Below are 20,590 nucleotides of genomic sequence, written 5' to 3'. Positions count from 1 at the left end.
CGACCATGATTAGCCGTATTTCCAGCTTCCATAATTACCAAAATGTTGCTAACGATATGAATCGCCAGCAGGTTAAAGTTGCAGAAAACCAACAGCAGCTGGCATCTGGTAAGCGCCTGCTTACTGCCGGTGATGATCCCGTATCTTCTATTTACATTCAGAACTTTGACCAACAAAACACGCAAATTGATCAGTCGGTTAGATCTATAACGTTAGCTAGAAACCGTTTGAATAATGAAGAAACGGCGATTTCAGAAGTCGAAAACTTGCTTGATGAAGCCAAGCGAAAATCAATGATGATGATCAATGGTTCACTTTCTGGCGATGACCGTGTTGCTCATAAGCAAGATATGCAAGGCCTGTTTGACTCGTTCATGAATGTAGTTAACGCAAAAGACGAATCGGGAAACTTTGTCTTTGCCGGAAACCAATTCAGTAAACAGCCTTTTTTCCGTGACAATAATGGCCATGTTAGCTACGTGGGTGACAGTTACCAGCGTATGGCGAAAATTGCGCCATCGGTTGAAGTCCCCGTAAATGATGCGGGAGATAAATTGTTTATGGAGGTGCCAAACCCCCATGGTGATTATCAACCAGACTATGACTTGCAAAGTGGCTCATTACTACTGCTCTCACAAGCACGTAATAGTAATAATGCTGACCAATCAGCATACCGTGTTGAGTTCTCAACCTCACAGGCCGGTACGTCATACCAGCTATTTCAAAATGGCAATATGGTAAGTAGCGCTCCCTTTGAACCTGGTGCTGGTATTCAATTTGGTACGTTACAAATTGAACTGGAAGGTGAGATTAAACATGGTGATAGCATTGATTTATCACGCCAAGAAAACGTCAATGTCTTTGACGCCTTCCGCCGTAGTATTGAGTTGTCTGAAAGCGATGTATCAGATGCATCGGCAACGGCAGAATTGCATCAAGCCGCGGCAGAATTATCAGAAGGGTTCAAACATATTAACCGTACGCGTTCAGAAATCGGTACGCGATTGCAAACACTCGACCGTCAAGAAGACATGCACCAAGACTTTAAAATGGTCATGAGTCAAGCACGCGGTACGTTGGAAGATCTTGACTACGCGACTGCAGTGATTGAACTCAACGAGAACATGATGGCCTTGCAAGCATCGCAGCAGGCTTTTGCCAAAACAAAAGATTTAAACCTGTTTAACTACATCTAATTAACTGGAGGTGGTTAAACAGTGATTTCTCTGCCAATAAATGAGGCAAAGGATTGATAGTAAGCGGCAAACTATGCAAGGCAATAGGCATCGAGTTGCCATGTTTCACTACTTAGCCATAGAAAATGCGATAAGTTGTTGAAATAAAGTTGTTTTATTTGTGGCATACAATTTGCTTTATACGAGCTATGGCAACCGTTTTGCCGATTTATTTATTTTATAACTGGTCCCGCTTCACTGTCTTTAGTATTGACTGTTGCGGTTAGGCTGTTTCGCTTAATGGGCGAAAGTCAAAGGAGATCTAAATGGCTGTAACAGTGAACACCAATGTGTCAGCGATGACTGCGCAGCGTTACTTAGGTAAAGCAACAAATGATCTGAATACCTCGATGGAACGTTTATCGACAGGTAGCAAGATTAACAGTGCTAAAGATGATGCTGCGGGTCTGCAAATATCTAATCGCCTTGTGGCGCAAACGCGTGGTTTGAACGTCGCTATGCGAAATGCCAACGATGGTATTTCGATAGCTCAAACCGCAGAAGGGGCAATGCAGGAATCAACCAGCATTCTACAACGTATGCGTGATTTGTCACTTCAATCGGCAAATGGCGCGAACTCCGACGATGATCGTGTTGCGATTCAACAAGAAGTGGGTGCCCTTCAAGATGAGCTTAACCGTATTGCAGAAACGACTGCATTTGGTGGCCGTAAACTACTGAATGGGACATTTGGCGAAGCGGCATTCCAAATTGGTGCCGATTCTGGTGAAGCTATTATTATGGGTATGGACAGTGTCCGTGCTGATCATGACAAAATGGGTGGTAGCTTGCTGCAATCAGCAACAACCGTTCAGCCAGGCGCAGAGCTTGGTGCTGATTCTCCCGTCCAATTTAGCGTGACAGATGCGCTGGGTAATGTCAGTACGGTTGATGTAACGCTGGTTGCGGGCGATGACATCGAAGAAATTGCCACACGCATTAATGGTCAAAATGACCAACTTAATGCCTCGGTTAATGAAGACGGCCAATTACAAGTCTTTTCTGGTAACGGTGAAGTTGCTTTAGCAACGGGTAATATCGTTATGAATAATCAAGACGGCACAACCACCGCTCTGGATTTTTCTGCTGGGGCGACAGATGTGACCGTGGCATCTATTGACGTTGAGAGTGTTGGCGGTGCACAAAGTGCAGTGCCAATTATTGATGCGGCATTGAAATATATTGATAGCCAGCGTGCTGATTTGGGCGCAAAGCAAAACCGTTTAGGTCATACCATCAATAACCTAGCGAATGTATCTGAAAATGTATCGGCATCAAACAGTCGTATCCGTGATACTGATTTCGCAAAAGAAACCACCGAAATGACGAAAAACCAAATTCTGCAGCAAGCAAGTACGTCTATTCTTGCGCAAGCCAAGCAGGTGCCACAAGCTGCAATGAGCTTATTGCAATAATTCAGTGGTGACGTTTTTAAAAACGGCAAGGGGCAACCTTTTGCCGTTTTTTTATGTCTGTATATTGGCTGATGAAGACTCTGCGAGATGTGTTTCTGTAACTTGATTTCGCTACTTAGATCACATTTTATTTTCTTGATAAAAAAAATCGAAAAAAAGCTTAAAGGTTTCTGAAGTCATGCCGTTACAGACCATGTACAAAGAATAACAAGGTTTTACCGGCTGGGCTGGTCAAGCCATTTTGATTACACAAGGAGATACATTATGGCAGTTACAGTAAACACTAACGTTTCTGCAATGACCGCTCAGCGCTACCTAGGTCAAGCGACCGAAGCTACTGGTAAATCGATGGAGCGTCTTGCTACTGGTAGCCAGATCAACAGCGCAAAAGATGATGCTGCAGGTCTACAGATTTCAAACCGTTTGATGACACAGAGCCGTGGTCTTGACGTTGCAGTACGTAACGCGAATGACGGTATCTCTATGGCACAAACTGCAGAAGGTTCGATGCAAGAAACCACGAACATCCTGCAACGTATGCGTGATCTATCGCTACAGTCTTCTAACGGCTCTAACTCGCAAGAAGACCGTGATTCAATTCAGCAAGAAGTTACAGCGCTGAATCAAGAGCTTAACCGTATCGCAGAAACCACATCTTTTGGTGGTACTAAGCTTCTTAACGGTACGTTTGGTTCTCGTTCATTCCAAGTTGGTGCTGATTCTGGTGAAGCCGTTCAGATGAGCTTCAACAATATCCGTGGTGATGAAGCTAAAATGGGTGGTAACCTACTAGTTTCAACCAATGCGGCAACTGCGGATTCTACGCTTGATGCTGACACGGCGATTGAACTAAGTGTTACAGACAGCGCGGGTACAGCAACAGCTGTAAACGTTGGTCTAGTTGCTGGTGATAACATCGAAGAAATCGCAACACGTATCAATGGTCAGAACGATAAAATCAATGCATCAGTTTCAGAAGATGGTGAGCTACAACTATTTTCTTCAGAGGGTGAAGTTGGCGTGACTACTGGTAATATCGCGATGACTGATGGAGCTGGTAACGCAGTTGATGCATCAATTGCTGGTACTGCAGCAAACACCACAGTTGCACAAATTGATGTGACCTCTGTTGGTGGTTCACAGCAGGCTGTCGCTGTACTTGATGGTGCGATGAAGTATGTTGATTCAAACCGTGCAGAGCTTGGTGCTTCTCAGAACCGTTTGAACCACACCATTAATAACTTGAATAATGTTAACGAAAACGTATCGGCATCGAACAGCCGTATTCGTGATACTGACTTTGCGAAAGAAACCACTGAAATGACCAAGAACCAGATCCTATCTCAGGCATCGACCTCTATCTTGGCTCAAGCAAAACAGGCGCCGCAAGCGGCACTAAGCCTACTAGGTTAATCCCTCGTATTAACGGCAAGGTTTCTACCTTGCCGTTCTTCCTTTAAAGGTGAGAGAATATGGACGTCAAACCCGTTAGCACTTCTCCCTCTTCCTTTTCTTCCGGTTCCCCATCCCAATCTTCATCTGGCACAAATATTGCTAGTAAACCTGTAGGGCATTCTCAAGGGACACCCCTTGCCGCCTCTGATCAGCAACCGGCTTTGACGTCGAGTAGCGATAGCAGCCAAAGCGATGTTCGCCGTATCGAACAAACAGCCAACGTTGAAAAGCTACATCAGCAGCATAAGTTGCAACGTGAAGAGTTGGAAAAGGTGGTCGAACGTATCGAAGAATTTGTCGGATCAACCTTAAATAAAGGGCTGGCTTTTCGTATCGATGAAGAATCAGGCAAAAACATTGTCACCATTTATGACAAGCGTACTGGTGATGTTGTTCGCCAAATTCCTGATGAAGAGTTACTTGTTTTATCCCGTCGGCTTGCCACGAACTCGGGGGGATTGGTGACAACGAAAGTCTAGTATTTCGAGGTAGTCAATGAACATAGGCGCAGCAGCCACCGCTTCCGGTCTTGATATCAACAATATGGTTAACACCATCGTTGATGCAGAGCGAGCACCGAAAGAAGCGCGAATAAATCAGCAGCGAGAGAGCATTGATGTCAGCATCAGTGCCTACGGTAAGCTGAAAGGTTCGTTAGACGAAATGAAGTACATGATGGCCGACTTTCGCCGCAATAATACGCTTTCAGCTCGTACCGTGACCAGTGACAATAATGATGCCTTAACGGCCTCGGCCAATCATGAAGCCATTCCGGGTAAGTACAATGTCAGCATTGAGCAACTCGCTCAATCACATAAAATTGTTTCAGGTACTTTCGATGAAAATCAAAAGCTAGGTGCCGGTAAAATGACTGTCTCTTTAGGGGGCGGTATGTTTGACATTGATATTCCCGAAGATGAAAGCAAAATTCTTGATGTTGTTCGGTTAATTAACCGCCATCCTTCCAATTCCGGTGTGATGGCATCTGTGATCAACGATGACGTTGGTGCTCGACTCGTCCTGACGGCGGATAAAAGTGGCGAGCAGAACCAAATTAAAGTCAGGGTCGATGCGCCCCTTGCTAGTACTTTGCAAAAATTTGGTTTTAACCCTAATAATGACCTTAACTCGATGACGCAAATGCAGGCTGCTAAAGATGCCCGCGTATTGATTGACGGCCTTGCTGTTGTTACCAGTGATACCAACACTATTGAAGATGCAATCAAGGGTGTCGACTTGAACTTACTGGCCATTTCAGAGAGTAAGGAAGGGAGCGCAGGTAAAGACATCAAAGTGGATGTCGCTTACGACCGAAATGCTGTCGGCGGAGCGATTGAGCAATTTGTGAATGCGTATAACCAATTCTTTAGTGTTGCAGGTGAACTCGGCAGGTTTGATCCTGAAACACAAGATAAAGGCCCATTGGTTGGTGACAGTATCATTCGTACCGTTGATAACCAGTTAAGAGGCGCGTTTACCTCGCCGTTGGAAGGTGCGCCAGAATCGATTACCACCTTGAGTGAACTTGGCGTGATGACAACCCTTGAGGGGCGCCTTGAAGTTGACTACGACATACTGGATCGCCAACTAGAGAAAAACTTTGCCGATGTGGGGGAGTTTTTCGGAAGCCGTGATGGCTTTGCCCGAAAAATTGAAGATTTAATTCACTCGCATACCGGGATCACCGGCAGCATCAAGGGGCGGCAAAATAGCCTTAGTGATCAAAATATGCGGTTGAACAGTGAACAAACTAAATTAGATCGACGAATGGAAAGCGTTCAGAAACGCACCCACGATCAATTTACCGCCATGGATAGAGCCATGGGACAAATGAAAGGCCAGTTTAGCTCGATGATGAGTATGATGCCGTCGTAAGCATCTTACTAAGCAAAAGGAGTCGAGATGCAACGCTTAGACCAAATTGATCAGCAACTTGAGTTACTGTTAGCTGTGCCAGAAGAGGTTGACTCCAATAAGCTTCAGGCACTACTTTCACAGCGTGAGTTGCTTTTACAACAATTAATGGCTGAGCCAGAAAGCCTTGATAAAAGGCTGTGGCAACAAGCTATAGAACGTACATCGGTGTTACTTGAGCGTATCCGCCATCATCGCGATCGGTCGGCAAATCAAGTACAGCGGCTACAGCACGGGCAACGCTCGATGCAGGTTTATAATAAATTTCGGTAGGTTAGAACAATGGCAATGAGAGGATCTCTACAGGCTTACAAACGAGTCTCGGTAGATAGTCAGTTAACGTCGGCATCACCACACCGCGTAATTTCAATGTTGATGGCCGGGGCGATCGAACGTTTGATCCAAGGTAAAGCGGCGATGGAACAAGGTTCGGTTGCTGTCAAAGGTGAGCGTTTAGGCAAAGCGCTTGATATCGTAATTAGTTTGCGCAGCTGCCTATCGATGGAAGATGGTGCAGATATCGCGACAAACCTTGATGCCTTGTATGATTTTATGATCCAACAGATCTATAAAGCGAATCAGGAAAACATTTCAGAACCCATTGACGATGTGATTGAAATGCTGCGTGAAATCAAGTCAGCGTGGGATCAAATTCCTGCTGAATATCACAATATGACGCAGCTGGGCTAGTCAGTTAGTGAGTTAAGCCGCTAGGGGCAGCATTATATGCCCTCCTCGCGTTAAAAAGTGACAAACTGTTTCGGTTTTTACTTTCCTTTGTACTGGGGTCACAGCTTTTGGCTGTCCCCAGTTGCCTTATCCTGTGCTTTTATTACAATGTCTTTATTATTTGGTTGCTGTTTCTCTGCGACATTCTTTTTTCGGTCAAAGTCGACCGTTAATGAATGCCCAGCTTGGTATAGAAGCCACAAAAGAAGAATCCTATAAAGGCAGGCAATATCTTTCCTATGCAAGCTTTAGCTAAAACCCTTGTTATTGATGATGATCAGCAACATCGCCACGATCTAAGTGTCATTCTGAACTTTGTTGGCGAACAACATGAAGTATTGTCGTCAAACGAGGTCGATCATTCGCTGTGGGAAAATGCGTGGGGAGCCTGTTTACTGGGTAATATCACTTCCGGTAAATTGCTAAGTCGTATCCTCGACTTTCTTCGCATCCATAACCATATTCCCGTAATCGCGTTGGCAAATCATGATGATGAGCTTGCCGAACTACCGAACTATGTGGGGTCGTTAGAATTACCATTACATTATGGTCAACTTACTGACGCGCTTCGTCACTGCCAAGAGTTTCTTGGTAAACACGCATTTCATATCCCGCAATTAGGGCGTAAAAATACATTATTTCGCAGTATGGTTGGTCGCAGTGACGGGATCAGTCAGATTCGCCATTTAATGGAACAAGTATCAGCAACCGATGCTAGTGTGTTGATCTTGGGTGAATCTGGTACGGGTAAAGAAGTGGTTGCGCGTAACATTCATTACCATTCATCGCGCGGTAAGGGGCCATTTGTCCCTGTTAATTGTGGTGCTATTCCGCCAGACTTACTTGAAAGTGAGTTGTTTGGTCATGAAAAAGGGGCATTTACCGGTGCAATCTCTGCGCGCAAAGGGCGTTTTGAGCTTGCAGAAGGCGGTACTCTATTTCTTGATGAAATTGGCGATATGCCAACCTCAATGCAGGTGAAGTTGCTGCGTGTCTTGCAAGAACGTTGCTTTGAACGTGTCGGTGGCAGCAAGACAATAAGCACCAATGTGCGTATTGTCGCAGCCACTCATTGTGACTTAGAGTCCATGATTCAAGATGGTCAGTTCCGTGAAGATTTGTACTACCGGCTAAATGTTTTCCCGATAGAAATGCCTGCATTGCGTGAGCGCATTGAAGATATTCCATTGCTGTTGCAAGAGTTACTCGCACGGATGGAAGCTGAAGGCGCAAAACCGGTACACTTTACGCCGCGTGCCATAACCTCATTAATGGATCACGACTGGCCGGGTAATATCCGTGAACTGGCAAACCTCGTTGAACGGTTAATTATTCTTTATCCGAATGAGATGGTCGATGTCAGCCATTTACCAATGAAATATCGCTATAGTGACCTACCTGACTTTCAACCAGAAGATAACTTCTTATCGGTAGAAGATCAGGAGCGGGCAGCGTTAGCTGATATGTTTGCCAGTAATAATGCTGATGCGAATGAACTCGCCGATATGAATGGCTTACCGCCGGAAGGGTTGAACCTGAAAGAGATGTTGGCGGAATTAGAGATTGAAATGATCCGTCAGGCATTGGAAGCCCAGTCAGGCGTTGTTGCTCGAGCTGCTGATATGCTAGGCATGCGCCGCACGACATTGGTAGAGAAGATGCGCAAATACGGTTTGAGCAAAGAAATGCCGCGTTAAACTGTAAATACCGACAGCGTCAAATCAATGACGCTGTCAAATTTCTTTCCCCACGTCCAACAGCCTGATAAAATTAGTTTTTTCTTGGCATGAATTATGCTTTACCTCTATCTGTGGTAATCGTTATTTAGTGCGTTAATCAGGTACTCCATGAGTGAAAATCAATCCTCGCTAGGCACACTGGCGCAACAAGTTGGTCGCTACCAACAAGCTTTCGATGTTATGCCGTCAGGGGTGATATTCCTCGATTCAGCGGGCATTGTGCGGGAAGCGAACCCAGAAGCTTACCGTTTACTGGGTGAGCCGTTGGATGGCGAGCGTTGGTTTCAGGTTATTCAGCGTGCATTTTCACCAAGGGAAGATGATGGGCATGAAGTTTCACTGAGAAATGGACGCCGGGTCAAATTGGCGATTTCGGCTTCGGAAAGTGGTCAGCTGATTTTTATGACAGACATGACAGAAACGCGCCTTTTGCAATCACGGATCAGTGAAATGCAGCGCTTGTCATCATTGGGTCGAATGGTTGCGTCGTTAGCCCACCAAGTTAGAACACCCTTATCGAGTGCTATGCTGTACGCCGCAAATTTAGGCTCTCCAAACCTGAATACGGTTACTCGGGAGCGCTTTCAAACTAAATTGGTCGACAGGCTCCATGATCTGGAAAAGCAAGTGAATGACATGCTGTTGTTTGCCAAAGGTGGCGACAACAAAGTGGTGGAACGATTTAACCTTGAAATGCTGCTGAATGAACTAGAAGCCATGGTCGAAACACAAGTGATGACCAATCAAGTTGATTTCAGTATTGACTGTGACGACGAGCAGCAAGAAATATTAGGCAATGCGAATGCACTGGCGAGTGCGCTGAGTAATCTAATTGGCAACGCGATTCAAATGTCAGGCAAGCACAGCAAAGTGGCGTTAAAAGCCGCGATTCAAGATAGCTGGGTGCACATTACTGTCATCGATAATGGGCCTGGTATTGCCGCTGATATGCAGCAAAAAATATTCGAACCATTTTATACAACACGCCAGCAAGGAACTGGGCTTGGCCTTGCGGTTGTTCAAACGGTTGTTAACGCCCACAAAGGGCGTTTAACGCTAGAGTCAGAACTTGGCAAAGGGGCATGCTTTACCGTGGTTTTACCATTGGCAGAGCAAAAAACAAACAACGATTAACGTCCCTAACAACGGTTAAATAATAAGAACAAAATTTGGAGTAAATAATGAATCAGAGCCGCGTATTAGTTGTCGAGGATGATGAAGGGCTTCGCGAAGCATTGGTTGATACCCTTGCATTGGCGGGTTACCAGTGGTTAGAGGCCGAAAGTGCTGAGCAAGCATTATTAATATTAAAATCTGAATCGGTTGATATTGTGGTTTCTGATGTCCAGATGGCAGGGATGGACGGCTTAGGGTTGTTACGCAGCATTAAACAGCACTGGCCCAAGCTGCCTGTGTTGTTGATGACAGCGTATGCCAATATTGAAGATGCGGTTTCTGCCATGAAAGAAGGGGCCATCGACTATATGGCGAAACCCTTCGCACCAGAAGTACTGTTAAATATGGTTAGCCGCTATGCCCCTGTGAAAACGGAATCGGGGCAAGCTATTGCGGCCGATGCGAAATCGTTGAAGTTATTGGCATTGGCAGAAAAAGTGGCGAAAACAGATGCTAGTGTGATGGTGCTTGGGCCTAGTGGCTCTGGTAAAGAGGTGATGTCACGTTATATTCACACCCATTCCAATCGCCATGACGGTCCTTTTGTTGCGATTAATTGCGCTGCAATCCCTGATAATATGCTGGAAGCGACCTTGTTTGGTTACGAGAAGGGGGCGTTTACAGGGGCTGTTCAGGCTTGCCCGGGGAAATTTGAGCAAGCGCAAGGTGGTACTATCTTGCTTGATGAAATCAGTGAGATGGATTTAAGCCTTCAAGCCAAACTGCTTCGAGTATTGCAAGAGCGCGAAGTGGAGCGTCTTGGCAGCAGGAAAAGTATCAAACTAGATGTGCGCGTATTGGCAACCAGTAACCGTGATTTGAAGCAATTCGTAACGGAAGGGCACTTTCGCGAAGATCTGTATTACCGTTTAAATGTTTTTCCATTAACTTGGCCAGCATTGGCAGAGCGAGCAGGCGATATTGCCCCGTTAGCAACATACTTAATCGAACGCCATTGTATGAAGCAAGGGCTGCCCGTCCCAGCACTAGAGGCTGGCGCATTAAGTAAGTTGATGCAATATAGCTGGCCTGGCAATGTTCGTGAACTTGATAATGTTATCCAGCGCGCATTAATTCTTTGTGATTCATCTCAGATCCGGACTGATCATATCCTACTTGAAGGGCTTGATTGGCTTGATGCTGGTAGTTTGCAAAGTGTTGTTGAAACTACGGTAACACCTCATATCGCCCCCGTTTATGAAACCGAAAAAGGGACCGCACAGCCTGCGGCGGCAGAAGGGTTAGGAAATGAGCTGCGAGAACAAGAGTTTTCCATTATTCTAGACACTATTCGCGTCTGTGAAGGGCGGCGTAAAGATGTCGCTGAAAAATTGGGTATTAGTCCAAGAACACTGCGCTACAAATTAGCGAAAATGCGTGATGCTGGAATTGATATCCCAGTTTGATCGCCACAAAACGCATTATTTACGGCATACTGTTATTTATCAATAAGCTGGTTATTAATTAACTGACACTTTTTTGACCCTCTGGAGTATGTGATGAAGGTAAATGGACTACAAAGTGAGCTACAGGCAATGATGCTAGAGGCTCAAAATGCCTCTCGTCCGGCGACAGGGCAACAAGTAAGTGCGGATTTTGGCGCTGTACTTGGTGATGCGATTAAATCTGTCAACGGGCTACAGTCGCAGTCAAGTGAGATAGCAACACGCTTTGACCAAGGTGATCGCAGTGTTTCGTTGTCGGATGTTATGATTGCCAGAAACAAGTCGAGTGTGGCTTTCGAAGCCACTGTCCAAGTACGTAATAAAATGGTTGATGCGTACAAAGAACTAATGAATATGCCGGTTTAAGTCAGGAATTATTGAGTGTCGGAACCATCAGCAAACAATGAGCTAGCGGTAGCAGGCAACGCGCCTTCTCCCGTAGTCACTGACAGTGAACTTGAGCTACATAATCCAGATGCAGAAGAGAAGAGTGCCTCACGTGTAGATAGCATGCTGGGCAATCTCGATTTATTACGCCAAGTCATTTTGGTGTTGTCTGTGGCAATCTGTGTGGCATTAATTGTTCTTGTCATTTCCTGGATTAAAGAGCCAGAAATGCGTCCTCTTGGCACGTTTGAAACGGCTGAGTTAATTCCTATCCTTGACCATTTTGACCAGAAAAAAATCTCCTATAACCTTGATGGCAATACTATCCGTGTTCCTTCCGATAACTTCTCTTCTGTGAAGTTAGAGCTGACGCGTGCAGGGTTGAACAGTAGTGTGTCGCATGGCGATGACATCCTTTTACAAGACATGGGTTTTGGGGTGTCGCAACGACTCGAAAGTGAGCGTTTGAAACTCAGCCGTGAACGTCAACTTGCACGGGCGATAGAGCAAATCCGCCAAGTTAGGCAGGCGCAAGTTTTGTTAGCAATGCCAAAGCAAAGTGTGTTTGTACGTCAGAACCAAGAAGCGAGTGCGACAGTATTTCTTACTTTGGGTACAGGCGCTGCGCTTGGGCAGCAAGAAGTTGATTCCATTGTTGATATGGTTGCAACAGCCGTACCAACGCTACAACCAACACGCGTCACGGTTACCGACCAACATGGGCGATTATTAAGTTCAGGCACGGCAGATCCAAGTGCAACGGCCCGCCGTAAAGAATATGAATTAGAGCGTAAGCAAGAGCAGGCGCTAAGAGAGAAAATTGATGCAATCCTAATTCCGGTTTTAGGGCTGGGTAATTATACGTCGCAGGTCGACGTATCAATGGACTTTAGCGCGGTAGAAGAAACGCGTAAACAATACGATCCTAATACACCGGCAACGCGCAGTGAATACACGCTAGAAGATTATAATAACGGTAACGTTGTGGCGGGCATACCTGGTGCGTTGAGTAATCAGCCGCCAGCCGATAGTTCAATACCGCAAGATATTGCCGATTTACAAGCCGGAACGGGCTCGAATAACGGGTCGGTTCACCGAGAAGCAACACGTAACTTTGAGCTTGATACTACGATCCGTCACCGACGCTCTCAAACGGGTACGGTTGACCGACAAACCGTTTCCGTGGCGATTGACTATAAGCAAGTCATGAACCCAGAAACGGGTGAAATGACCCGTGTTCCTGTTAGTGAGGCTGAACTCGCTAAAATTACCCGGTTGCTCATGGGTGGTGTTGGCTTCTCGCAAGTGCGAGGCGATATGCTAGAGGTGATTTCAGTACCGTTTGCGATACCAGAAGAGCAACTCATTGCTGAATTGCCTATCTGGGAACACCCTAATTTCAGTACTTGGGTTCGTTGGCTTGCTGCAACCTTAGTGATTATCGTGGTGATGCTTGTATTGGTTCGCCCAGCAATGCGTAAACTCCTTTACCCGAACCAGTCTTCGGATGGTACGCCGTTGGATGAAAATGGCTTACCAATGCTAATGGGCGACAGTGATAATATTGACCTTATTGGTGCCGAACTTGATGGTGCCGATAGTTTAGAGATAAGTAGCAGTAGTTTGGATTTGCCGAACTTACATAAAGATGAAGATTTACTGAAAGCCGTTCGTGCCCTTGTGGCCAATGAGCCGGATCTGGCCGCTCAGGTCGTGAAAAGTTGGGTAAACGAAGATGGCTAATGAAGTTGCAACCACTGAAGAAAAAAAATTCGATATCAGTACCCTAACAGGTGCAGATAAAGCCGCTATTTTACTGCTGAGCTTAAGTGAACAAGATGCCGCTAGCATCATTCGTCACTTAGAGCCTAAACAGGTTCAGCGAGTCGGTGGTGTTATGGCGTCGATGGCCGATCTTAATCAAGAAAAAGTGTCAGGTGTTCATCGGCACTTTCTCGAAGATATTCAAAAGTACACCAGTATTGGCATGGGCAGTGAAGACTTTGTTCGTAATACGCTGGTGGCAGCCCTGGGTGAAGATAAAGCCAATAACTTGGTTGATCAGATCTTAATGGGAAGTGGCTCTCGTGGTCTTGATTCATTGAAATGGATGGATCCTCGTCAGGTGGCCAGTATCATCCTTAACGAGCACCCTCAAATTCAAACCATTGTTCTGTCTTACCTTGAGCCGGAACAATCCGCTGAAATCCTTGCGCAATTCCCAGAACGCGTTCGCCTCGACTTGATGATGCGTATCGCGAACCTAGAGGAAGTTCAGCCAGCAGCACTTCATGAGCTAAACGATATCATGGAGAAACAGTTTGCTGGTCAGGCAGGTGCACAAGCGGCGAAGATTGGTGGCCTGAAGGCTGCAGCTGAAATCATGAACTACCTCGACAACAACGTCGAAGGGCTGTTGATGGATAATATTCGCGAGAATGACGAAGACATGGCGACCCAGATTGAAGATTTGATGTTTGTCTTCGATAACCTTGCCGAAGTGGACGATCGCGGCATTCAAACGCTGCTACGTGATGTGCCACAAGATCTGCTGCAGAAAGCCCTTAAAGGTGCAGACGATCTACTGCGTGAAAAAATCCTCCGTAATATGTCGAAGCGTGCGGCTGAAATGCTGCAAGACGATCTTGAAGCCATGGGGCCTATTCGAGTGGCAGATGTAGAAGCTGCGCAAAAAGAAATTCTCTCTATCGCACGTCGCTTGTCAGACTCTGGTGAGCTAATGCTGACGGGAGGCGGCGCCGATGAATTCTTATAAGTCTCTCATTGTGGCTGTGAACTCGCTGCAGATCTTGCCACAGGTGCGTTATGTCAACTGAACGCCGACGTGGTTTTATGCGGGTCGCAGAACATCAAGCTGAAGAGCTTGAGCGGTGGGCGTACCCTGATTATAGTGACGACCTTAACGAAGTTGCCGACAATGCACTTAACTATGATCCGCAATGGCAAGCCCAGCCGATTGAGGAGGAAGAAGAGCAAGGTCCTCCGCCTTTAACGGCGGCGGATTTAGACGAAATTCGACAATCGGCTTATGATGAAGGGCTGGTCGAAGGGCGTGCAACAGGCCATCAAGAAGGGCTTGAACAAGGTTTAGCGCAAGGGCTTGAGCAAGGTTTGGCGCAAGGGCTTGAGCAAGGTTTAGCGCAAGGGCTTGAGCAAGGCCAGCAACAAATTAATGAGCAAGTGGGGGTTCTTACTCAACTTGTCGAAAAAATGGCGACGCCATTACAGCAAGTGGATAACGAGGTTGAAGGGCAGTTAATTCAGCTCGCCACAGGGCTTGCCCGTGAGCTTATTCGCGTTGAAGTTCAGACTAACCCTCAGGTTATCTTGAATACACTACGTGAAGTAGTGGCCGCGTTGCCGATTGCAACCCAGCAAGTCAAAATTAGCCTTCACCCAGATGACTTTACCTTGGTCAAAGAAGCATACGGTGAAGAGAACCTCGCTGAGCGACAATGGACATTACAGGTTGAACCAGCCATGAGCCGGGGCGATTTACATGTTCAGTCTGGTGACTCCAGCGTGGACTATCAGCTCGAAGACCGAATTCGTCATTTACTTGCACAGTTCAGCGGTATCAACAGCCAGTTGCCAGCCGGAGGCCAGTAATGGCCACCTTGGCGCAACGCCTTTCACGTTATCAAACCCAAAATACTGCTTGTCGTCCTGTCGCTTCAGGCCGCTTGGTCAGAGTCGTCGGTCTCACGCTTGAAGCCGTTGGTTGCCGAGCCCCTGTGGGGAGCTCATGCAAGGTTGAAACGCTTAATGGCGAGATGGAAGCAGAAGTCGTTGGCTTTTCCGGTGAAACGCTATTTCTAATGCCCAGCGAACAGCTTACGGGTGTTATGCCTGGGGCAAAAGTGACCCCCGTTTTACAAGCCAGTGGCCTTTCTGTCGGCATGGAGCTCCTAGGTCGGGTCATTGATGGCGTTGGTAACCCGCTTGACGGTCTAGGCCCCATCTACACTGCTGACCGCGCTTCGTTTAATGCCGAGCCGATCAATCCTTTAGCCAGGAAGCCCATCAAAGAACCCTTAGACGTTGGCCTGAAAGCCATTAACGGGTTATTAACCGTGGGTAAGGGGCAACGAATTGGCCTCTTCGCCGGTTCCGGTGTCGGTAAATCGGTCACGCTGGGTATGATGACCCGTGGCACTACGGCACAAGTTGTGGTGGTAGGCTTGATTGGTGAGCGTGGACGAGAAGTAAAAGAATTTATTGATGAAAGCCTCGGTGCTGAAGGTCGTCAGCGTGCTGTGGTAATCGCAGCCCCGGCTGATGCCTCGCCGTTGATGCGTTTGAAAGGGTGTCAAACGGCGTTGACCGTCGCCGAGTATTTTCGCGATAAAGGGTTAGATGTTCTACTCCTGATGGACTCGTTAACGCGTTTTGCCCAAGCGCAGCGAGAAATCGCTCTATCTGTTGGTGAGCCGCCTGCAACGAAGGGGTATCCACCGTCGGTGTTTGCTAAATTACCGGCCTTGGTTGAGCGCGCGGGTAATGGCGGAGAACACCAAGGATCAATAACCGCGTTTTTTACGGTGTTAACCGAAGGTGATGATCTACAAGACCCGATAGCTGATGCCTCTCGAGCAATCCTCGATGGACACATTGTGCTGTCACGGGAAATGGCGGATGCCGGTCATTATCCTGCGATCGATGTTGAGCGCTCTGTAAGTCGAGTCATGCCTGCTATTGTCAGTGAAGAGCACATGTTGATGTCAAAAGCGGTGCGTCAAATATTATCTATTTGTCGAAAAAACCAAGATTTAGTGTCGATTGGTGCGTATAAGCCAGGTACGGATCAGGGAATCGATCAGGCGTTTACCTTTAAACCAAGGTTAGATGGCTACCTACAGCAATCGATGAAAGAAACAGTGCCTTATGATATGTGCGTGAATATGTTGCGCTCGATCCTCGGTGGTTAACAAGCGTAAACGTGATCGGAGGAAAGTGACTTATGGCTGATGAAGCCCTTGAATTGATCCTCGAGCGTACTCGGGATGACGAGCATAAAGCGTCTTTGGCGCTGAACCAAGCACGTATTGAACACCAAAACTACCTGCAGCAGTTGCAACAGATTGAGCAATACCGTCTTGATTACTGTAAGCAACTCTCAGTGCGGGGTCAGGAAGGTTTAACCGCCAGTGCGTACGGTCATTTGCAAAAATTTCTTAACCAGCTGGATGAAACCTTGGTTAAGCAAAAGGCGGCGGGCCTTCAGTTTGAACAGCAGATTGAGCAATGCAGCGAACACTGGAATGAAGTGCGCAAGAAACGCCGTTCGATCGAGTGGCTATTAGAAAAGAAAAAAACAGAACGCCAGCAACACCTCGACCGGCAAGAGCAGAAAATGATGGATGAATTTGCGACCTTACAGTTTGCCCGTCGAATGAATACAAGTATTAATCGCTAACTGTCGTTGTAAGGATAGGCCAGCTAGAAATAGTATTAACATTATCAATGAGGCACGTAAGTGGTGTGATTCTTGCATTGCTAGCGATGACTTCAGTGTTTTTCAACAAGGGCCAGTATGCTTTCATCCCGTCTATTAACAGCCGAACCAATACCATCGAAAGGGGCAGTAAGCCCTTCGGCTGCGACTACCAGTAAAACAGTGTTACCAAAAAATGATACTGTTGAAGGCAAGCCTGCTGAGTTCTCGGAAAAATTACAGGGAGCGGTTGGCACTGCGGCAGATAAACCTCAAGCGTCTGAGAAACCCTTACCTTCAGAAAAAATAGCCAGCTCAACCGATACCGCAATAGGCGAAGGAAGTGCGAAAGTTGTTGGCGGTGACGATGTAAAATCATCTAAGCATCAACAAGATAGTACAAGTGGTAATACTGAAGCTGCTCGTACCGCTTATCAGCCTGAGCCGAAGACAGTGAAAGCCGAACATGAAATTAAAAATGGCGATCAAGCGATTACAGCACAAAGCGATGTGAACTCGAAGCCTGAGAGCAAAGCGCAAGCGATGAACGAAGGTGAAGAACTGCTAAGCCGATTGACGGCTGCGAATCAGCAATTGAACGGTCATTCTCCTTCAGAGCCAATCTCAGCCAATAACAAGGCTGAGATTGAAACGTATGCCCAGTCTGAGGACGTTGCTTCTCTATTGGCTGGCAACTCTTTGCCGCCTGAAAAGTCCCATGAGTTTTCTGTTTCTCAAGCGACTCACACACCACAAATGACGACTGAGCAGCAAGGCTTAACCGACGACCAGTTGGCACAAGTATTTGCTCAGCAGCCAATGGATAGAACGGCTATTCGTTCTACAGATAATATTCCCCAAGATTCTGAAGCAAGCACCAACACCGATAGTATTGATGCTGGGAACTACGGTGGCGATGTTGCCATTAATGGTGACAAAGTACTGACAGATGCAGCCGCTATAGATAAAACCATTGAAAATAAAGTGGTCGCCAGTGGCGAGCTTGCAAAGCACCCTGAGCAAACCGTGCGAGACATAAAAACGCAAACATTGACTGGTACATCAGCGACGAGCGCTATTCCACTAGCGTCAGATGTGGCGACTGGGCAGCAGTCAGCCAACCATGTTCAAGCGATGGCTACACCGATGACAGCAGCCGTTGCTGCACAGACACAGAACTCAGGTAATGAACAAGCCGTTACCAACGCTCAAATGACAGCCGATGAATTGGTTGGTAAAACGCTGGCATCGGCAGCGTTAGCTGAGCAAGATCAGTCAGGCCAAGAACAATCAGCTCAACAAACAGCTTCGACAAGTACTACTTCCACTCAGCAATTGCTTCAGCGAGTGACAGAGCAAGCAGCAGTGACACCACAGTCACCTTTACCGCTCAACAAAGAGCAAGCCAGTGAACAGCTTGCTGAGCGGATGCAGATGATGCTATCTAAAAATTTGAAGCATGTTGATATACGCCTAGATCCGCCGGAGTTGGGAAAGCTTCAAATTAAACTCTCGATGAATAACGACCAAGCGACGGTTCAGTTCACCGTTGGAAATCAGCAAACACGCGATTTGGTAGAGCAAGCAATGCCAAGGTTACGTGAACTATTGAGCCAGCAAGGACTGCAGCTTACGCAAAGTTCGGTACAACAAGACGGCAGTCGTCAGTTTACCGGACAGCAGAACCCACAAGGTCAGCAAACTGGTAATGATAGTAACGGCCAACGTTCAGCGAACCAGATTGGAAGTGATGATGATTTCCAAGGCGTTGAAGCGAATGAATTGTGGGTCTCGCAACCTAAAGATGGCGTTGATTATTATGCCTAGGGCGTGTTCACCTAAATGCAAATTGAGTAACGCTGTATAAAGCTTTTTCAGACTTTACCCTTTGGGCTGAGGCTATTTTTCCACCTAACGTTGTTAGAAATCTTATGATTAGAACCACTAGTCACTGTAATTTCTGCCTTGTTATCTGAAAAAATCGCTCTCAGCAGGCTGAATGTTGAAACGTCAACACGCCCTAGTGTTTAACTCTGTTAAACTGGTTAGGTCAAAAATTAGAATAGCGAAAGGAATAAGCCCAAATGGCAGATGAAGACAACGGCGGAAGCAAAAAAAAGCTAATTATCATTAGTCTTGTGGCCGTCCTTTTACTTGCTGGTGGGGGAGTTGCGGCATGGTTCATGCTGGGGGATGACAGCAGTAATATTGAAACTGCCGAAGCGCAGGGCGCATCAGCACCTGTTGCTGAATCGCCTGCATATTATGTCATTTTGCCTCAGCCATTTATCTTTAATGTAACTGGCGATCATCGAGACCGATTGGTTCAGGTTAAAGTGCAACTGATGGTACGCGGTGATAATAATGAAGCATCGGCTAATCAGCATATTCCGTTGATTGAAAGTACGCTGCTTCAAACGTTTGGTGCCGCAACCGTTGAACAGCTACGCACCCCAAATGGGCGAATTGATCTACGACAGCAGGCATTGTCAGCTGTACAGAGTACAATGATGAAAGTATCGGGTCAGCAGGTTGTTGAACGGGTGCTATTCACTGGTTTTGTAATGCAATAGGTTTAATGTGAGTGACTTATTAACCCAAGACGAAATTGATGCCCTCTTACATGGTGTTGATGACGTAGAAGATGACGATGATGGCGGCCAAAATGAGTCGGGCGTCATATCATTTGATTTTTCATCTCAAGACCGGATTGTGCGTGGGCGAATGCCCACGCTTGAGCTGATCAATGAACGCTTTGCGCGTCATATGCGGATCAGCCTATTTAATATGCTGCGAAAAACGGCAGAGGTTTCTATCAACGGGGTACAGATGCTCAAATTTGGTGAGTATCAAAATACCTTGTATGTACCAACCAGTTTGAACATGGTGCGCTTCCGGCCGTTAAAAGGTACCGCGTTGATCACCATGGAAGCACGGTTAGTGTTTATCTTGGTTGAGAACTTCTTCGGTGGTGACGGACGTTTTCATGCCAAGATTGAAGGTCGTGAATTCACCCCGACAGAGCGACGCATTGTTCAGATGCTGCTGAAGCTGGTTTTTGAAGATTACCGTGAAGCGTGGTCGCCAGTAATGGGCGTTGAGTTTGAATATCTCGACTCAGAAGTTAACCCAACCATGGCAAACATTGTTAGCCCAACGGAAGTGATTGTCGTTAGCTCATTCCACATTGAAGTCGATGGTGGGGGCGGTGATTTTCATGTGGTGATGCCATATTCCATGGTCGAGCCGATCCGCGAGTTACTCGATGCGGGTGTTCAAAGTGACAAAATGGATACCGATGTACGTTGGAGCAAGGCACTTCGTGATGAAATCATGGATGTGCCGGTGAATATGCGCGCCAAGTTACTCGATGTTGAATTGTCATTGCGTGACTTAATGGAGCTACAACCTGGCGATGTGATCCCAATTGATATGCCAGAAGCCGCGACAGTGTTTGTTGAAGACTTACCCACATATCGCGCCAAGATGGGTAAATCGGGCGATAATATTGCCTTGAAAATATCAGAAAAACTGAAGCGACCAGATATGGTGAAAAGTGATTTAGCTTTTCTAGACCGTGATGAATTAGGTACTGCACTGTTGAATATTCACAGTGATGAAGATGATAGGTAGGTAAAGA

19 protein-coding genes are annotated in these 20,590 nt (G+C 46.6%); all 19 read left to right on the top strand.

Going from position 1 to position 20,590, the window contains the following annotated elements; genetic code table 11:
* The first annotated feature begins 5 nt into the window (after positions 1 to 5).
* Positions 6 to 1,196 carry a flagellar hook-associated protein FlgL gene (gene flgL, locus L4D78_RS04005; protein ID WP_428465759.1) on the top strand — a complete coding sequence of 397 codons (1,191 nt, stop codon included), beginning with the start codon at positions 6 to 8 and terminating at the stop codon, positions 1,194 to 1,196.
* A gap of 305 nt (positions 1,197 to 1,501) precedes the next feature.
* Positions 1,502 to 2,650, top strand: coding sequence for a flagellin (locus tag L4D78_RS04000; protein ID WP_428465758.1), 1,149 nt, complete (start codon positions 1,502 to 1,504; stop codon positions 2,648 to 2,650).
* 264 nt (positions 2,651 to 2,914) lie between these two features.
* Complete coding sequence (locus L4D78_RS03995) at positions 2,915 to 4,063, top strand: flagellin (RefSeq protein WP_428465757.1); 1,149 nt, start codon at positions 2,915 to 2,917, stop codon at positions 4,061 to 4,063.
* 59 nt (positions 4,064 to 4,122) lie between these two features.
* Complete coding sequence (locus L4D78_RS03990; RefSeq protein WP_428465756.1) at positions 4,123 to 4,584, top strand: flagellar protein FlaG; 462 nt, start codon at positions 4,123 to 4,125, stop codon at positions 4,582 to 4,584.
* A gap of 16 nt (positions 4,585 to 4,600) precedes the next feature.
* Positions 4,601 to 5,980, top strand: coding sequence for a flagellar filament capping protein FliD (gene fliD, locus L4D78_RS03985; RefSeq protein ID WP_428465755.1), 1,380 nt, complete (start codon positions 4,601 to 4,603; stop codon positions 5,978 to 5,980).
* 27 nt (positions 5,981 to 6,007) lie between these two features.
* A complete protein-coding gene (locus L4D78_RS03980) occupies positions 6,008 to 6,292 on the top strand; it encodes a flagellar rod protein FlaI (protein ID WP_428465754.1) in 285 nt (94 codons plus the stop codon).
* A gap of 15 nt (positions 6,293 to 6,307) precedes the next feature.
* Positions 6,308 to 6,709, top strand: a complete 402-nt coding sequence (fliS, locus tag L4D78_RS03975) for a flagellar export chaperone FliS (RefSeq protein ID WP_428456142.1) — start codon at positions 6,308 to 6,310, stop codon at positions 6,707 to 6,709.
* 278 nt (positions 6,710 to 6,987) lie between these two features.
* Entirely contained in the window at positions 6,988 to 8,445 is a 1,458-nt protein-coding gene (locus L4D78_RS03970) for a sigma-54 dependent transcriptional regulator (protein ID WP_428465753.1), read from the top strand.
* Positions 8,446 to 8,595: 150 nt separating this feature from the next.
* Positions 8,596 to 9,621: a sensor histidine kinase gene (locus tag L4D78_RS03965; RefSeq protein WP_428465752.1), complete on the top strand. Its 1,026-nt coding sequence runs from the start codon at positions 8,596 to 8,598 to the stop codon at positions 9,619 to 9,621.
* 47 nt (positions 9,622 to 9,668) lie between these two features.
* A complete protein-coding gene (locus L4D78_RS03960; protein ID WP_428465751.1) occupies positions 9,669 to 11,069 on the top strand; it encodes a sigma-54-dependent transcriptional regulator in 1,401 nt (466 codons plus the stop codon).
* Between the two features lie 93 nt (positions 11,070 to 11,162).
* A complete protein-coding gene (fliE, locus tag L4D78_RS03955) occupies positions 11,163 to 11,474 on the top strand; it encodes a flagellar hook-basal body complex protein FliE (RefSeq protein WP_428465750.1) in 312 nt (103 codons plus the stop codon).
* Positions 11,475 to 11,489: 15 nt separating this feature from the next.
* Positions 11,490 to 13,238, top strand: a complete 1,749-nt coding sequence (gene fliF / locus L4D78_RS03950) for a flagellar basal-body MS-ring/collar protein FliF (RefSeq protein ID WP_428465749.1) — start codon at positions 11,490 to 11,492, stop codon at positions 13,236 to 13,238.
* Positions 13,231 to 14,271, top strand: coding sequence for a flagellar motor switch protein FliG (fliG, locus tag L4D78_RS03945; protein WP_428465748.1), 1,041 nt, complete (start codon positions 13,231 to 13,233; stop codon positions 14,269 to 14,271). Before fliF ends, fliG begins: the two co-directional genes overlap by 8 nt.
* Positions 14,272 to 14,321: 50 nt before the next feature.
* The gene (gene fliH, locus L4D78_RS03940; RefSeq protein ID WP_428465747.1) at positions 14,322 to 15,125 is read left to right on the top strand and encodes a flagellar assembly protein FliH; all 804 of its coding nucleotides are present in this window, start codon (positions 14,322 to 14,324) and stop codon (positions 15,123 to 15,125) included.
* A complete protein-coding gene (fliI, locus tag L4D78_RS03935; protein WP_428465746.1) occupies positions 15,125 to 16,444 on the top strand; it encodes a flagellar protein export ATPase FliI in 1,320 nt (439 codons plus the stop codon). The genes fliH and fliI overlap by 1 nt, the downstream gene beginning before the upstream one ends.
* 32 nt (positions 16,445 to 16,476) lie before the next feature.
* Positions 16,477 to 16,932 carry a flagellar export protein FliJ gene (fliJ, locus tag L4D78_RS03930; protein ID WP_428456100.1) on the top strand — a complete coding sequence of 152 codons (456 nt, stop codon included), beginning with the start codon at positions 16,477 to 16,479 and terminating at the stop codon, positions 16,930 to 16,932.
* 117 nt (positions 16,933 to 17,049) lie between these two features.
* On the top strand, positions 17,050 to 18,777 hold the full coding sequence (locus tag L4D78_RS03925) for a flagellar hook-length control protein FliK (protein ID WP_428465745.1): 1,728 nt from the start codon (positions 17,050 to 17,052) through the stop codon (positions 18,775 to 18,777).
* Positions 18,778 to 19,034: 257 nt separating this feature from the next.
* Positions 19,035 to 19,523, top strand: a complete 489-nt coding sequence (gene fliL / locus L4D78_RS03920) for a flagellar basal body-associated protein FliL (protein ID WP_428465744.1) — start codon at positions 19,035 to 19,037, stop codon at positions 19,521 to 19,523.
* 7 nt (positions 19,524 to 19,530) lie between these two features.
* Entirely contained in the window at positions 19,531 to 20,583 is a 1,053-nt protein-coding gene (gene fliM / locus L4D78_RS03915; RefSeq protein WP_428456103.1) for a flagellar motor switch protein FliM, read from the top strand.
* Positions 20,584 to 20,590 lie beyond the last annotated feature (7 nt).

It is taken from the genome of Photobacterium minamisatsumaniensis (assembly GCF_050336695.1).
In the GTDB taxonomy this organism is placed as follows: Bacteria; Pseudomonadota; Gammaproteobacteria; order Enterobacterales; family Vibrionaceae; genus Photobacterium; species Photobacterium minamisatsumaniensis.
The sequence above is the reverse complement of the archived record's forward strand: the minus strand, read 5'-3'. Positions and strand labels throughout refer to the sequence as shown.

Coding starts and splice junctions, on each gene's coding strand:
- L4D78_RS03980 (WP_428465754.1), top strand. CDS start 6,008: ATGCAACGCTTAGACCAAATTGATCAGCAACTTGAGTTACTGTTAGCT.
- flgL (WP_428465759.1), top strand. CDS start 6: ATGATTAGCCGTATTTCCAGCTTCCATAATTACCAAAATGTTGCTAAC.
- fliE (WP_428465750.1), top strand. CDS start 11,163: ATGAAGGTAAATGGACTACAAAGTGAGCTACAGGCAATGATGCTAGAG.
- fliD (WP_428465755.1), top strand. CDS start 4,601: ATGAACATAGGCGCAGCAGCCACCGCTTCCGGTCTTGATATCAACAAT.
- L4D78_RS03965 (WP_428465752.1), top strand. CDS start 8,596: ATGAGTGAAAATCAATCCTCGCTAGGCACACTGGCGCAACAAGTTGGT.
- fliJ (WP_428456100.1), top strand. CDS start 16,477: ATGGCTGATGAAGCCCTTGAATTGATCCTCGAGCGTACTCGGGATGAC.
- L4D78_RS03970 (WP_428465753.1), top strand. CDS start 6,988: ATGCAAGCTTTAGCTAAAACCCTTGTTATTGATGATGATCAGCAACAT.
- fliG (WP_428465748.1), top strand. CDS start 13,231: ATGGCTAATGAAGTTGCAACCACTGAAGAAAAAAAATTCGATATCAGT.
- fliI (WP_428465746.1), top strand. CDS start 15,125: ATGGCCACCTTGGCGCAACGCCTTTCACGTTATCAAACCCAAAATACT.
- L4D78_RS03960 (WP_428465751.1), top strand. CDS start 9,669: ATGAATCAGAGCCGCGTATTAGTTGTCGAGGATGATGAAGGGCTTCGC.
- fliS (WP_428456142.1), top strand. CDS start 6,308: ATGAGAGGATCTCTACAGGCTTACAAACGAGTCTCGGTAGATAGTCAG.
- fliH (WP_428465747.1), top strand. CDS start 14,322: ATGTCAACTGAACGCCGACGTGGTTTTATGCGGGTCGCAGAACATCAA.
- L4D78_RS03995 (WP_428465757.1), top strand. CDS start 2,915: ATGGCAGTTACAGTAAACACTAACGTTTCTGCAATGACCGCTCAGCGC.
- L4D78_RS03990 (WP_428465756.1), top strand. CDS start 4,123: ATGGACGTCAAACCCGTTAGCACTTCTCCCTCTTCCTTTTCTTCCGGT.
- fliL (WP_428465744.1), top strand. CDS start 19,035: ATGGCAGATGAAGACAACGGCGGAAGCAAAAAAAAGCTAATTATCATT.
- L4D78_RS04000 (WP_428465758.1), top strand. CDS start 1,502: ATGGCTGTAACAGTGAACACCAATGTGTCAGCGATGACTGCGCAGCGT.
- L4D78_RS03925 (WP_428465745.1), top strand. CDS start 17,050: ATGCTTTCATCCCGTCTATTAACAGCCGAACCAATACCATCGAAAGGG.